Source organism: Oceanibaculum indicum P24, assembly GCF_000299935.1.
Taxonomy (GTDB): domain Bacteria; phylum Pseudomonadota; class Alphaproteobacteria; order Oceanibaculales; family Oceanibaculaceae; genus Oceanibaculum; species Oceanibaculum indicum.
In genome coordinates, this window is record NZ_AMRL01000007.1 from 70,537 (window position 1) to 84,000 (window position 13,464).

Sequence of the window (13,464 nt, forward strand, 5' to 3'; positions counted from 1 at the left end):
GATGAACGAGCAGAGCACCCCCGGCGCCCGCAAGGCGATCCTGAAGGTCGAACGGCTGGTGAAGCATTTCCCGATCACCAAGGGGATCGTGATGCAGAGCCAGGTCGGCGCCGTGAAGGCGGTCGATGATGTCAGCTTCCACATTAATGAGGGCGAGACGCTGGCTGTCGTCGGCGAATCCGGCTGCGGCAAGTCCACCACCGGCCGGCTGATCATGCGGCTGATCGAGCCGACCTCCGGCAGCATCGAATTCGACGGCACCGACATCACCACCCTGAAGGGGCGGGAGATGCGGATGATCCGCCGGCAGATCCAGATCATCTTCCAGGACCCCTATGCGTCGCTCAATCCGCGCATGACGGTGGGCGACATCATCGCCGAGCCGCTGGAAGTGCATGGCATCGCCCATGGCAAGGAAAAGCGCGAGAAGGTCGAGGCGCTGCTGAAGGTCGTCGGCCTGTCGCCCTGGCACATGGTGCGCTATCCGCATGAATTCTCCGGTGGCCAGCGCCAGCGTATCGGCGTCGCCCGCGCGCTCGCGGTGAATCCGAAGCTGATCGTCTGCGACGAGCCGGTCTCGGCGCTGGATGTGTCGATCCAGGCGCAGGTGGTGAATTTGCTGCAGGACCTGCAGACCCAGTTCGGCCTCGCCTACATGTTCATCGCCCATGATCTGGCAGTGGTGAAGCACATCGCCGACCGGGTCGCGGTCATGTATCTCGGCAAGATCGTTGAGCTGGCGGACAAGAAGACGCTCTACGATACGCCGCGCCACCCCTACACCCAGGCGCTGCTCTCGGCGATCCCGGTGCCCGACCCGTCGGTGAAGACCGAGCGCATGCTGCTGGAAGGCGACGTGCCCAGCCCGATCAACCCGCCGTCCGGCTGCCGCTTCCACACGCGCTGCCCGCATGCGAAGGAGCGCTGCAAGGTCGAGGACCCGGCCTTCCAGGATATCGGCGGGGGCCATCAGGTGGCCTGCCATTTCTGGAACGAGATCGAGGTGCCGAAGGCGGTCAGCGCGATCAAGGCCGGCAATGCGTCGGACCATTACCTGCCGCGGCTGGAAGCCTACCGCAAGGCGACCGAGAAGATGAAGGCAGGGGCTGCGAAGGCCGTCTGACATAAAAGCTGAAGGGGAGGCGAGAATGGCTGATTTCGACCTGGTGATCCGTGGCGGCACGGTGGTCACCGCCTCCGACACGATTGTCTGCGATGTCGGCGTGAAGGATGGCGTCATCGCCGCGCTGGGCAGCAAGCTGGCGAAGGGCGCGAAGGAGATCGACGCCACCGGCAAGCTGGTGCTGCCCGGCGGCATCGACAGCCATGTCCATGTCGACCAGCTCTCCTCCAGCGGCGCCTATACGGCCGACACCTTCCTCAGCGGCACGCGCTCGGCGATGTGCGGCGGCACCACCGGCATCATTCCCTTCGCCGCCCAGTTCAAGGGCCAGAGCCTGCGCAAGACGGTCGAGGATTATCACGCCAAGGCCGATGGCCAGGCGATGACCGACTATGCCTTCCACCTGATCATCTCCGACCCGACGGAGAGCGTCATCGGGCAGGAGCTGCCGGCCCTCATCAAGGATGGCTACACCTCCTTCAAGATTTACCTGACCTATGACGCGCTGAAGCTGAACGACCGGCAGTTCCTGGAAGTGCTGGCCGCCGCCCGGCGCGAGGGTGCGATGGTCATGGTGCATGCCGAGAACCATGACATGATCGCCTGGCTTTCGGAAAAGCTGCTGGAATTCGGCCATACCGCGCCGAAATTCCACCGCGTCGCCCATGCCAACATCGCCGAGGGCGAGGCCACCAACCGCGCTATCGCGCTGGCGGAGCTGGTGGACCAGCCGATCCTGATGGTGCATGTCTCCGCCAAGGAAGCCATCGAGCGCATCCGCGCCGCCAAGGCGCGTGGCGTGAAGGTCTATGCCGAAACCTGCCCGCAATATCTGTTCCTGACCGAGGACGATCTCGACAAGGACGGGTTCGAGGGGGCGAAATGCATGTGCTCCCCGCCGCCGCGCGACAAGGATAACCAGGAGTTCGTCTGGCAGGGGCTGGCCGACGGCACCTTCGACGTCTTCTCCTCCGACCATGCGCCCTACCGCTATGACAGCCCGACGGGCAAGCGCGTCGGCGGCGCCGATACCAGCTTCAAGAAGGTGGCGAACGGCGTGCCCGGTCTGGAAATCCGCATGCCGATGCTGTTCAGCGCCGGCGTGCTGACCGGCCGCATCGACATCAACAAGTTCGTCGCGCTCTGCTGCACCAACCCGGCCAAGATGTACGGCCTCTATCCGCGCAAGGGCACCATCGCGGTCGGCGCCGATGCCGACATCGCGATCTGGGACGCGGAAAAGAAGGTCACCATCTCCATCGACATGCTGCATGACGACATGGACTACACCCCCTATGAGGGGCATGAGGTGACCGGCTGGCCGATCATCAGCATGGTGCGTGGCGCCATCGTCTGGAACGATGGCGAGGTTCTCGCCAAGCCAGGCGACGGCAAGTTCCTGCGCTGCGACGTGCCGGCCACCGCCCGGCCGCGCGGCACCAGCGTTCACGGCTTCAACCCGACTTCGGGCGACTACATCAAGTTCTGACGGAGGAATATAAGAGAATGGCCCGTATCATTACCGCTGCTGCTGCCCAGATGGGCCCGATCGCGCGCGCAGAATCCCGCACCTCCTGCGTCAACCGCATGATCGAGATGATGCGCGAGGCGAAGTCGCGCGGCGTGCGCTACATGGTGTTTCCGGAACTGGCGCTGACCACCTTCTTCCCGCGCTGGTACATGGAGGACTGGAAGGAGGTCGAAACCTTCTTCGAGCGCACCATGCCGACGAAGGAGACGCTGCCGCTGTTCGAGAAGGCGGCGGAATGGGGCATCGGCTTCTATCTGGGCTATGCCGAGCTGACCGAGGATGGCCACCATTACAACACCTCGATCCTGGTGAACGACAAGGGCCGCATCGTCGGCAAGTACCGCAAGGTGCACCTGCCCGGCCATTCCGAGCATGAGCCGCACCGCCCCTGGCAGCATCTGGAAAAGCGCTATTTCGAGCCGGGCGATCTGGGATTCCCGGTCTGGCGCACCATGGGCGCCATCCACGGCATGGCGATCTGCAATGACCGCCGCTGGCCGGAAACCTACCGCTCGATGAGCCTGCAGGGGGCGGAGATCATCTCGCTCGGCTACAACACGCCGGACGAGAACACCTCGGCCTTCGAGCCGAAACATCTGCGCAACTTCCACAACGACCTCGTCGTGCAGGCCAGCGCCTACCAGAATTCCTGCTATGTCATCGCCACCGCGAAGGCCGGCATCGAGGAAGGGGTGGGCATGATCGGCGGCTCGCTGATCGCGCAGCCCTCGGGCGAGATCGTTGCCAAGGCGCAGACGCTGGAGGACGAGCTGGTGGTCGCCGACCTGCGCCTCGACCTGGTGCAGATGGGCAAGGAGACGGTGTTCAACTTCGCCAAGCACCGCCGGATCGAGCATTATGGCCGCATCACCAGCCAGACCGGCGTCGAACTGCCGCCGGCCGGCGAGGTCGAAGGCGAGGACGTGCTGTCCCGCAAGTAAGGGCGTGCCGTTCGTCGGGCCATCATTGTCCTTCGAGACGCATGCTAGCGCATGCTCCTCAGGACGAGGTCATGGTTGGATGACCGGCAGTGCGTTCTGGGGCGGTGCCCCTTGGTGACCTCATGCTGAGGAGCCCTCTCCAAAGTATTTTGGAGAGGGCGTCTCGAAGCATAAGGCGGCATGCTCCACCGGATTTGGGGCGTAGGCGGTTAAGGGTATTTCAGGAGGCACAGCGCCATGAAGATCCTGGTCATCAATCCGAACACCACCCAGTCGATGACCGATACCATCGGCCATGCGGCGGCGCGGGCGGCGTCCCCCGGCACCACCACGGTGACGGTGCAGCCGGACAAGGGGCCGGTCTCCATCGAAAGCCAGTATGACAGCGCCTTCTGCGTGCCCGGCATGCTGGAGATCATCCGGGCGGCGGAGGAAGAGGGCGGCTATGCCGGCTATGTCGTCGCCTGTTTCCGCGATCCGGGGCTGGAGGCGGCGCGCGAGATCGCGACCGGGCCGGTCATCGGCATCTGCGAGGCGGCGATGCACGCGGCCAGCATGCTCGGCAAGGGCTTCACGGTGGTCAGCACGCTGAAGCGCTCCGCCAAGGTGCAGTACGATCTTGCCCGCAAATACGGCTTCATCGACCAGCTAATGAGCGTGCGCGCCGCCGGCGTGCCGGTGCTGGAGCTGGAGGACGCGCATTCCGGCGCCGCCGACAAGGTGAAGGCGGAGACGCTGAAGGCCATTGAGGAGGATGGTGCGGAATGCGTGCTGCTGGGCTGCGCCGGCATGGTCGATCTGGCGCAGCGCCTGACCCAGGAAACCGGCATTCCGGTGATGGACGGCGTCACGGTTGCGGTGAAGATGGTGGAGGCGCTGGCCGGCCTCGGCCTTGGCACCTCGAAGATCGTCTCCTACGCCCAGCCGCGCGAAAAGCCCTATACCGGCGCCTTCGCGGGCAACGCGCCCGGCCCGGTTCGCAAGCGCGCGGCGGAGTAGGCAGGAGGCATTCCTGTGCTTCGAGACGCCACGCCGGTCGCTGTGAGCTAAGGGATCCGGCGGGGCGCCTCGAAGGACAGAAGGGATAAAAGCTCCCCCGTCATTCCCGCCCGTCATCCCGGTTAGGGGAGCGGGAATCCACGGGTCGGCTGTCCCCATTGTCGGTGTAGGCAGCCTAGCGTGGGCCTCCTGGAGGGGGCCCCAGAAGGCGACGCTAAAGTTAACGACGGATCAGGGCGCGGGTTCCAATTCGTGGACCGGAACGACGCGAACGCTGCTGCCATCGGCGGTCAGCGCCAGCCTGCCATGCTTCAGCGCCAGTGCATCCTCGCCGAAAATTTCCCGCCGCCAGCCGCGCAGCGCCGGCGTGTCGGCATTGTCGTCGGCGGCGATGGCTTCCAGGTCGGCGCTGTTGGCGACCAGCTTCTGGGCGGCCTGATGCTCCTCGCAGCGCAGCTTCAGCAGCACCTTCAGCAGTTCCAGGATCGGGCCGCGGCCAGCCGGCAGGTCGGCCTTCTGCGGCAGTTCCGGGCGCTGCTCCTTCGGCAGGTCCAGCCCGCGCTGGGCGGCTTCCAGCAGCTGCCGGCCCATCGGCCCCTCGGCGAAGCCCTTGGAGAGCGCGCGGATCTTCGCCAGCTCGTCGGCATTGTTCGGCACGCGCGCAGCGATCTCCAGCAGCGCCTCGTCGCGCAGCAGCCGGTTGCGCGGCAGGTCGCGCTTGCGTGCCTCGATTTCGCGCCAGGCCGCAATCTCGCGCAGGATCGCCAGGAACTTGGTGCTGTTGGTGCGTGGCTTCAGCCGGCGCCAGCTGTCCATCGGGTCGGCATCGTATGTGGCGGGGTTGCTCAGCACCGCCATTTCCTCGGTCAGCCAGGAGGCGCGGCCGTTCTTCTCCAGCATCGCCGACAGCTTGTCGTAGATGATTCGCAGATGCGTCACGTCGGCCAGCGCATAGTCCAGCTGGTGCGGCGCCAGCGGCCGGTGCGACCAGTCGGTGAAGCGCGAGCTCTTGTCGATGCGGGCATTAACCAGCTTGGTCGCCAGCGTCTCATAGCCGACCGAATCGCCGAAGCCGCAGACCATCGCCGCGACCTGGGTGTCGAACAGCGGCGCAGGCACAACGCCGGTCAGCTGGTAGAAGATCTCGATATCCTGCCGGGCGGCGTGAAACACTTTCAGGATACCGGGATCGGCCAGCAGGTCGAATACCGGCTTCAGGTCGATGCCGGGCGCCAGCGGGTCGATGGCGGCGGCCGTATCGGGGCCGGCGAGCTGGATCAGGCAGAGCTGCGGGTAATAGGTCTTCTCCCGCATGAACTCGGTATCGACAGTGATGTACTCAGCCTTGGCAAGACCGCGGCAGAAGACGTCCAGCGTCTTCGTATCGGTGATGAGTGTCGTCATGCCCGTCTCATAGCATCCGCCGGCGCGCCGGCAAAGGCGTATCAGGCGGCGATGCGGCTCCGGCCACGCTTGCGGTCATACATGCGGCGGTCGGCGCGCTCCAGCAACGCCTCGGGGCTGTCGTCGGGTGAGAAGGCGACCGCGCCGACGCTGGCCGTCACCGAGATCGCGATACCGTCATGGACGATGCTGACCTGCTCCAGCGCCTGCGCGATGTCGCGCACGCGGCGGAAGCCCTGCGTCGCGCTGGTGCGGGTGAGCAGGGCCGCGAACTCGTCGCCGCCCAGCCGGCCGACGCTGTCATGCTGGCGCACCTTGTGCGACAGCAGGCGGGCGATCTCGCACAGCACGGCATTGCCGGCGCTGTGGCCATAGGTGTCGTTGATCTTCTTGAAGTCGTCGATGTCGGCATAGATCAGCACGCCGCCGATGCCGGTGCGCTGTGCCTCGGCCAGCCCGGCGGAAACCTGGCGGTTGAAGCCGCGCCAGTTGAACAGGCCGGTCAGATCGTCGTTCAGGCTCAGCATCTCCAGCCGCTCGATCTCGGCCTGCTGCTTCTTGATGATCTGCTCCGCCTCGGCCAGCGCGAGGGCGAGGCGCAGCACGTCGCTGCGCTTGCTCTCATCCGTCGGCAGTGGCGTGGCGCCCATCAGGCGCGCCGTCTCCGAAAGCCAGCGCTCGATATGGTAGTCGAGCCGCGGCTGCTCCTCACCCCATGCTGCAGGCAGCGGGATCGGCTGGCTGTTCTGCGCGGGCGGCAGGATTGTGACGGTGGCATGCAGGCTCATGGCGAAGTTCCGCTCGTTGAAACGAATGTCCCTCCCTCTGGAGCAATCGCCGTGCCACGTCCTAATTTGTTGATTTAAAGTGTGTATTCAGAAGTTCGGATGATGCTGGGCGGGGGCAGCCCGGCAAAAGCTACCCCCTGCCAGCGGTATTATCGTCCACTCTTGCCTAGGCAACCCGGTCTAGGCGACGCGATCCCTGGGCGGCTTCCCGGCGAAGAAGGCGTCCAGATTGTCGAGCGCCCGGAAGCCCATGGCATCGCGCGTCTCCTTCGTGGCGCTGCCGATATGCGGCAGCAGGAAGCAGTTGGGCAGATCGCGGTAGCCCGGATGGATGGCGGGCTCATTCGCGAACACGTCCAGCCCGGCGGCAGCCAGCTTGCCGGATGTCAGCGCCGCGATCAGCGATTCGTCATGCACGATGCTGCCGCGCGCCGTGTTCACCACCACCGCGCCATCGGGCATGCGGGCGATCCGGTCCGCATTCAGGAAATGATGGGTCTCCTTTGTCGCCGGGCAGTTGATCGACAGGAAATCGGCAACGGTCAGCAATTCCTCCGGGTCTTCGTGGAAGATCGCGCCCTGCTCCAGCTCCGGGGACAGGCGGCTGCGGTTGTTGTAGTGAATCTCCATCTCGAAGCCGCGCGCCCGCTGCGCCACGGCGCGGCCGATCCGGCCCATGCCCAGGATGGCGAGGCGCTTGCCGGTCACATGCACGCCCAGCATGCCGGTCGGTTCCCACCGGCCCCAGCGATCCTCGCGCACCATGCGCTCGCCCTCATAGGCGCGCCGCGCGGCGGCCAGCAGCAACAGCAGGGTGGTGTCCGCCGTGGCGTCGGTCAGCACGTCGGGCGTGTTGGTCACGGCAAGGCCGCGCGCCTTCGCCGCCGCGATGTCGATATGGTCATGCCCGACGGAAAAGGTGGCGACGATCTTTATCTCCGGCGGCAGCTTTTCGATGATGGCGGCGGGCAGCTTCTCGGTGGAGCAGACCAGGATGCCGTCATGGCCGGCGCTCTCCGCCACCAGCCGGGCGCCATCGAATACGCTGTCCGTGGGGTTGAAGGTCGCGTCATAGTCGCGCGCCAGCCGCGCCTCTACGGCGGCGGGCAGCTTGCGGGTGACCAGAATGCGCGGCTTGCCTGCGCTGTTCTGCGGATGGGTCGATGCCATGAAACCTCCTTATTGATGTCGGCAAGCTATTGTCTTTATGGGGTGCCCCTTTGCGGGTGCGCTTGCCTGGCCTCTCCGGCACTATAGCGTGGAGGACACATGGGCAAGCGGCAACCGCCGCATGGATGCCCTGCGTGCCGAAGGAGAAGTGTATGGCTTGGCGATATCGGGTTGGGCTTGTCGTGGCGGCGGTGGCGTTGCTGGGCGCGGGGGCCGCGCAGGCCTATGACGTCGCGCCGCACCGTGCGGTCTATCGCATGGCGCTGGCCAAGGCGGCGTCCGGCAGCGGCATCGCCACGGCGGAAGGTGCGATGGCGCTGGAATGGGGCGAGAGCTGCGAGGGCTGGACGGTCGAGCAGCGCTACCGGCTGAAGCTGGGCTACACCCAGGGCGGCGAATCCGATGTTGCCGTCTCCTTCGCGACCTATGAGGCGAAGGATGGCAGCAGCTACCGCTTCTTCATCGAGCGCGCGCGTCCCGGCAGCATGCCGGAGAATATCAGCGGCAAGGCAGTGCGCGGCCCGGCGGGCGTGCGCGCCGAGTTTGAGGCGCCGGAGCCGGTAAAGCTCGACCTGCCGAAGGACGTGCTGTTCCCGACCCAGCACAGCCTCGCCATCCTCGGTGCCGCCGAAGCCGGGCAAAAATTCCTCAGTGGCATGGTGTTCGACGGCAACGAGGTGGAGGAGGCGACGGAAATCACCGCCGTCATCGGCAAGCAGATTCCCGCCCCCACGGAAGGCGAGGAGCTGCTGCGCCGCCCCTCCTGGCCGGTGCGGCTGGCCTTCTTCGGCCCGGACAATGCGCCGGGCGGCCTGCCGGATTACGAAATGGGCATCCGGCTCTACGACAATGGCATCGTGACCGAGATGAAGCTGGACTATGGCGACTTCGTCGTCGATGCCACCCTCGACAAGCTGGAGAAGCTGCCGAAGCCGGGATGCTGACCCGCGCTTTCGGGCAGTTGTGCGGGCCATCGCCCGCCGCTAGCGTTCTCCCATAAGAAGAAACAAGAGGGAGGGGGCGCATGAGGGTGTGCCGGATGGGCGTGTACCGGTGCCTTATGGTTGCTGGCACTCTGCTGCTGATGGCAGCAGGTTCGGCGGATGCCGGGGGCGATAACGCCGCCAGCGAGGACCGGTTGCGGCTGGACCAGCAGGCCTATGGCCTGCTGCGTTATGAATGGGGCCAGTACGCCCACCTCAACGACATCACGATGCTGCGCGGCGACGTCACCTGCGATGGGCAGGAGGACCGCGTTCTGGGCTGGCTCGACCGGGACAGCCCGGAAGGGCTGTTCTACCGCGTCATGCTGGCGACCGATGCGGTCGGCAAGGACGAAGCCTTCTCGGTGCTGGGCAACATGGCCGCGATGTCGGTCAGCCTGCCGGCGGACCGCAAGGGGGCGGTGCATATGGAAGCCGGCGAGCCGCTGTTTTGTTCGCGTGGCGAACTGCCGGAAGTGACGATCACGCTGGAGTCATACACAAAGGCTGAGGCAGTCGCGCTCACCGGCTTGGGCGATGCCTGCGGCACCACAATCCGCCTCGATGACGGGCTGTGCGATTCGATCCGCCTGTTCTGGCTGCGTCGCCCGCTGGGCCGCCCGGTCGATGGCGAGCGCTTCGTGCTCCACCGCAACTGAGGGCCGGCCGCATGTGGCGCGAAATTCCCTATATGCCGCTGTTCGCCACCCTGTTCGTGCAGGCGCTGGCGACCATGTCAGCCTATTCCATCCCGGCTGCCGCCCCGGCGATTGCTGCCGATGTCGGCGTCGATGGCGCGCGGGTCGGGCTGTTCATCTCCATCGTCTATGGTGTCGGTATCTTTTCCGCCGTGCTGAGCCCCAGCTTCGTGCACCGCTTCGGTGCGGTCAGGGTCAGCCAGGTCATCCTGGTCTGCACCATCGTCATGCTGCTGACCGCCGCGCTGGGCGGCACGGCGGGCGCCATCGCGCTGTCCGGCGTGCTGCTGGGCTTCGCCTATGGCGCGACAGCACCCTCCAGCTCCCACCTGCTGATCAGCCGCACACCGGTGCGCCTGCGCAACCTCGTCTTCTCGATCCGGCAGATCGGCGTGCCGCTGGGCGGCGTCATGGGCGGGCTGCTGGTACCGCCGCTGGTGCTGGGCTTCGACTGGCAGACAGCACTGCTGGTACAGCTTGGTCCCGCCATCCTGCTGCTGGTGCTGCTGCAGGCGATGCGGCGGGAATACGATGCCGACCGCGACGTGGCGCGCGCGCTGACGCGCGGCAATGCGCTGGCGCCCCTGCGGCTGCTGATCGAGCTGCCGGAGGTGCGCATCCTGTGCATCGCCATGTTCTGCTATGCCGGCGCGCAGCTCTGCTTCATCGCCTTCATGGCGGTGCATCTGACCAGCATGGCGGAGATGAGCCTGATCCGCGCCGGGCAGGCGCTGGCTATGTTCCAGATTGCCGGCGTGATCTCGCGCCCGATCTGGGGCTGGATGGCTGACACTGTGATCTCCGCCCGGCTGCTGCTGGCGCTGCACGGCATCGTCATGGCAGGGGCAGCGGTTGCCGCCGGCCAGTTCGGCGCCGACTGGCCCTATGCGCTGATCCTGCTGGTCTGTGCGGTGGCGGGGGCGACGGCCAGCGGCTTCACCGGCATTGCCTTCGCCGAATATGCACGCATCGGCGGGCCGGGCCGCACGGCGGAATCCAGCGGGCTTGCCGCCTCCATGATGTTCCTCGGCGTGATGTCGATGCCGGCGGTGTTCAGCGTGATGGTCGCCTCAGGCCAGACCTATGGCGTGGCCTATGGCGCGGTCGCCATCGTGACCGGGCTGAGCGGCCTGATGCTGCTGCGCCGGGAATAGCCGGATGAGCAGCGCCATATGCGCGATTTTGCATTTTTCGCGCTGCACAATATTTCGGCATAAAAATTGTGCAGATGCTATATTAGGGTAATATTAGTTCGTAATTTCAACAGGATAAAAAATTTCCAGAAAGACTCGCTCGTCCTGAAAATGTGTTTTAAGCTTACAACTTAGTAAGAAAAAACAACAAGCGAACGACGGAACAGGTGGGCTCTGGATGGTAGAGGCAGCGGTGCCGGATAGGTCGATCTCCGGTGCGAAGACGCAATCGCATTCCCTGTCCATTCGCCGGTTGCGCAAGGTCTATGGCGACCTCGCGGCGGTGGACGATGTCAGCTTCGAGGTGGAGCGCGGCAAGTTCCTGACCCTGCTGGGCCCGTCCGGCTCCGGCAAGACGACGATCCTGATGTCGATCGCCGGCTTTGTGCAGCCCACATCCGGCTCGATCCTGCTGGACGACAAGGACATCACCGCCCTGCCGCCGGACAAGCGGAATTTCGGCATGGTGTTCCAGGGCTATGCCCTGTTCCCGCATATGAGCGTCGAGGACAATATCTGGTTCCCCCTGCGCGTGCGCGGCGTGAAGCGGGCCGAGGCTCAGAAGAGCGTCATGGCCTCGCTGGAGCTGGTGCAGATGGCGCATCTCGCCAAGCGCCTGCCGACCCAGCTGTCGGGCGGCCAGCAGCAGCGCGTGGCACTGGCCCGCGCGCTGGTGTTCCAGCCCGATTTGCTGCTGCTCGACGAGCCCCTGTCGGCGCTGGACAAGAAGCTGCGCGCCGATCTGCAGTGGGAGTTGAAATCCCTGCATAACCGGCTGGGCGCCACCTTCATCTATGTCACGCACGACCAGGAGGAGGCGTTGTCCATGTCGGACGACATCATCATCCTGCGCGACGGAAAGATCGAGCAGATGGGCGGCCCCGGCGAACTGTACGAACGCCCGGCGACCCGCTTCGTCGCCGACTTCCTGGGCAAGAGCAACTTCATCAACGGCACCGTTGCAGGCACTGAGTCCGGCAGCTTCACCTACAAGGCCGGCGATCACGCGCTGGTGCAGGCGGGTGCTGCGGAACCGGCTGGTCCCGGCGGCTCCGTTCTGATCGCGCTGCGCCCGGAGAAGCTGACCGTCAGCCAGGCCGAACCCGCCACGCGCAACCGCGTGCCCGGCACCATCGACGCCTTCAACTATTACGGCGCCAATTATCACTTCCAGGTGCGCACCCAGGCGCTGGGCGATCTGATCGTCACCGCGCCGGCCTGGAAATGCGAGGTCGATCCCGCCATTGGCAACCAGGTCTGGCTGGGCTGGGAACCGGATGCCTCGGTGGTGGTGCGCGACAATTGAGCGACAGGAAAGCCGCCCGGCCAACGGGATGGCGTGACAGGGACAACACGTAAAAGCAGAGGAGACCGGACATGAAATCGCGCAAGGATCTGAGCAAGACGCTCTACGAGAAGGATCTGTACCCGGACGAGCAGTCCTTCGCCGAGGATTGCGCCGCCATTGCCGCCGAGCGGCTGGCGCGCGGCGAGATCGACCGCCGCAGCTTCGTGAAGGCGATGGCGATGCTGGGCCTGGCCCCGGTCGCGCTGAAGCTGGGCACCGGCAGCGCCGCCGCCCAGGCCAAGGAGCTGGTGGTGGTGAACTGGGGCGGCCCGGCGGTCGAGGCCTATGCCAATGCCTGGGGCGTTCCGTTTGAGAAGGCCACCGGCACCAAGGTGGTGATCGACGGCACCGGCCCGCTTGGCTCCAAGATCCGCGCCATGGTCGAAGCCAAGGCCGTGACCTGGGATGTGTGCGACACCGGCACCGGCACCACGCTGGTGCTGCAGACGCATGACGTGCTGGAGCCCATCGACTATTCCATCGTCGACAAGTCGAAGATGGCGCCGGACTTCGCCTATGAGTATGGCTGCGCCAACTACATGTTCAGCTTCGTGCTGGCCTACAACAAGGCAAAGCTCTCCGAGGCGCCGAAGGACTGGAAGGATTTCTGGGACCTGAAGAAGTTCCCTGGTGGCCGCACCCTGCGCAAGCAGCCGAACGGCATGCTGGAGGCCTGTATGCTGGCCGCCGGCAAGTCGCACAAGGACGTCTATCCGATCGACCTGAACCTTGCGATGAGCAAGCTGAAGGAGATCAAGAGCGCTGTCGTCGCCTGGGGTTCCGGCTCGCAGAGCCAGGAGCTGTTCCGCACCGGCGAGGTGGTGATGGGCAACATCTGGCACACCCGCGCCAACCTGCTGACCCGCGACATGGCCGGCGATGTGACCTGGACCTGGAAGGACGGCATCGTCACGGCCGGCATGTGGAACGTGCCGAAGGGCAATCCGGCCGGCAAGGAAACGGCGATGAAGTTCATCGCCTCGGCGCAGGACCCGGCTGGCCAGATCGAGCTGTTCAAGGTCATGGGCAACGGCCCGGCCAACCCGGCCGCCGCCGACATGGTGCCCGCCGACATGAAGCACATCGATCCGGGCCAGCCCGAGAACATGAAGCTGCAGATGATCCAGAGCGGCCCCTGGTATCAGGAGCCGAGCGGCAAGGGCAAGCTGACCAACGACGAGTTGTCGCGCGAGATGTGGCTGGACACGCTGTCCTCGTAAGGACAGCCGGCTGCTTCGTGCCCGGTCGCCCAGAAGCGGCCGGGTTGACCTGACGTAGAAAAGAGA

General features: G+C 65.4%; 12 protein-coding genes. 9 read left to right on the plus strand and 3 right to left on the minus strand.

Features of this window, described 5'->3' with window-relative positions:
* Position 1: 1 nt before the first annotated feature.
* The 4 genes from P24_RS07690 (at position 2) to P24_RS07705 (ending at position 4,594) form a co-directional block, all read left to right on the plus strand.
* Positions 2-1,123 carry an ABC transporter ATP-binding protein gene (locus P24_RS07690; RefSeq protein WP_008944137.1) on the plus strand — a complete coding sequence of 374 codons (1,122 nt, stop codon included), beginning with the start codon at positions 2-4 and terminating at the stop codon, positions 1,121-1,123.
* A 25-nt stretch (positions 1,124-1,148) separates the two neighbouring features.
* Positions 1,149-2,612 (plus strand): dihydropyrimidinase, encoded by a 1,464-nt coding sequence (gene hydA, locus P24_RS07695; protein WP_008944138.1) that lies wholly within the window; start codon positions 1,149-1,151, stop codon positions 2,610-2,612.
* A gap of 17 nt (positions 2,613-2,629) precedes the next feature.
* A complete protein-coding gene (locus P24_RS07700; RefSeq protein WP_008944139.1) occupies positions 2,630-3,595 on the plus strand; it encodes an N-carbamoyl-D-amino-acid hydrolase in 966 nt (321 codons plus the stop codon).
* 237 nt (positions 3,596-3,832) lie between these two features.
* Positions 3,833-4,594: an aspartate/glutamate racemase family protein gene (locus P24_RS07705; RefSeq protein ID WP_008944140.1), complete on the plus strand. Its 762-nt coding sequence runs from the start codon at positions 3,833-3,835 to the stop codon at positions 4,592-4,594.
* A gap of 231 nt (positions 4,595-4,825) precedes the next feature.
* On the opposite strand, the gene rnd is transcribed toward P24_RS07705, so the two are convergent.
* The 3 genes from rnd to P24_RS07720 all read right to left on the minus strand — a co-directional run bounded on the left by rnd (position 4,826) and on the right by P24_RS07720 (position 7,956).
* Positions 4,826-5,998 (minus strand): ribonuclease D, encoded by a 1,173-nt coding sequence (gene rnd / locus P24_RS07710; RefSeq protein WP_008944141.1) that lies wholly within the window; start codon positions 5,996-5,998, stop codon positions 4,826-4,828.
* A 41-nt stretch (positions 5,999-6,039) separates the two neighbouring features.
* Positions 6,040-6,786 carry a GGDEF domain-containing protein gene (locus tag P24_RS07715; RefSeq protein ID WP_008944142.1) on the minus strand — a complete coding sequence of 249 codons (747 nt, stop codon included), beginning with the start codon at positions 6,784-6,786 and terminating at the stop codon, positions 6,040-6,042.
* 180 nt (positions 6,787-6,966) lie between these two features.
* A complete protein-coding gene (locus P24_RS07720) occupies positions 6,967-7,956 on the minus strand; it encodes a 2-hydroxyacid dehydrogenase (RefSeq protein WP_008944143.1) in 990 nt (329 codons plus the stop codon).
* A gap of 152 nt (positions 7,957-8,108) precedes the next feature.
* On the opposite strand from P24_RS07720, the gene P24_RS07725 reads away from it, so the two are divergent.
* The 5 genes from P24_RS07725 (at position 8,109) to P24_RS07745 (ending at position 13,398) form a co-directional block, all read left to right on the plus strand.
* The gene (locus P24_RS07725; protein ID WP_008944144.1) at positions 8,109-8,900 is read left to right on the plus strand and encodes a cell envelope integrity EipB family protein; all 792 of its coding nucleotides are present in this window, start codon (positions 8,109-8,111) and stop codon (positions 8,898-8,900) included.
* Positions 8,901-9,016: 116 nt separating this feature from the next.
* Positions 9,017-9,598, plus strand: coding sequence for a hypothetical protein (locus P24_RS07730; protein WP_040706972.1), 582 nt, complete (start codon positions 9,017-9,019; stop codon positions 9,596-9,598).
* An 11-nt stretch (positions 9,599-9,609) separates the two neighbouring features.
* The gene (locus P24_RS07735; protein WP_008944146.1) at positions 9,610-10,791 is read left to right on the plus strand and encodes an MFS transporter; all 1,182 of its coding nucleotides are present in this window, start codon (positions 9,610-9,612) and stop codon (positions 10,789-10,791) included.
* A gap of 217 nt (positions 10,792-11,008) precedes the next feature.
* Complete coding sequence (locus P24_RS07740) at positions 11,009-12,136, plus strand: ABC transporter ATP-binding protein (RefSeq protein ID WP_008944147.1); 1,128 nt, start codon at positions 11,009-11,011, stop codon at positions 12,134-12,136.
* Between the two features lie 71 nt (positions 12,137-12,207).
* Positions 12,208-13,398: an ABC transporter substrate-binding protein gene (locus tag P24_RS07745; RefSeq protein ID WP_008944148.1), complete on the plus strand. Its 1,191-nt coding sequence runs from the start codon at positions 12,208-12,210 to the stop codon at positions 13,396-13,398.
* The last annotated feature ends 66 nt before the right edge of the window (positions 13,399-13,464 follow it).

What these genes read in the sequence shown, in the direction of transcription:
- P24_RS07690 (WP_008944137.1), top strand. Translation starts at nt 2, where the DNA reads ATGAACGAGCAGAGCACCCCCGGCGCCCGCAAGGCGATCCTGAAGGTC.
- hydA (WP_008944138.1), top strand. Translation starts at nt 1,149, where the DNA reads ATGGCTGATTTCGACCTGGTGATCCGTGGCGGCACGGTGGTCACCGCC.
- P24_RS07700 (WP_008944139.1), top strand. Translation starts at nt 2,630, where the DNA reads ATGGCCCGTATCATTACCGCTGCTGCTGCCCAGATGGGCCCGATCGCG.
- P24_RS07705 (WP_008944140.1), top strand. Translation starts at nt 3,833, where the DNA reads ATGAAGATCCTGGTCATCAATCCGAACACCACCCAGTCGATGACCGAT.
- rnd (WP_008944141.1), bottom strand. Translation starts at nt 5,998, where the DNA reads ATGACGACACTCATCACCGATACGAAGACGCTGGACGTCTTCTGCCGC.
- P24_RS07715 (WP_008944142.1), bottom strand. Translation starts at nt 6,786, where the DNA reads ATGAGCCTGCATGCCACCGTCACAATCCTGCCGCCCGCGCAGAACAGC.
- P24_RS07720 (WP_008944143.1), bottom strand. Translation starts at nt 7,956, where the DNA reads ATGGCATCGACCCATCCGCAGAACAGCGCAGGCAAGCCGCGCATTCTG.
- P24_RS07725 (WP_008944144.1), top strand. Translation starts at nt 8,109, where the DNA reads ATGGCTTGGCGATATCGGGTTGGGCTTGTCGTGGCGGCGGTGGCGTTG.
- P24_RS07730 (WP_040706972.1), top strand. Translation starts at nt 9,017, where the DNA reads ATGGTTGCTGGCACTCTGCTGCTGATGGCAGCAGGTTCGGCGGATGCC.
- P24_RS07735 (WP_008944146.1), top strand. Translation starts at nt 9,610, where the DNA reads ATGTGGCGCGAAATTCCCTATATGCCGCTGTTCGCCACCCTGTTCGTG.
- P24_RS07740 (WP_008944147.1), top strand. Translation starts at nt 11,009, where the DNA reads ATGGTAGAGGCAGCGGTGCCGGATAGGTCGATCTCCGGTGCGAAGACG.
- P24_RS07745 (WP_008944148.1), top strand. Translation starts at nt 12,208, where the DNA reads ATGAAATCGCGCAAGGATCTGAGCAAGACGCTCTACGAGAAGGATCTG.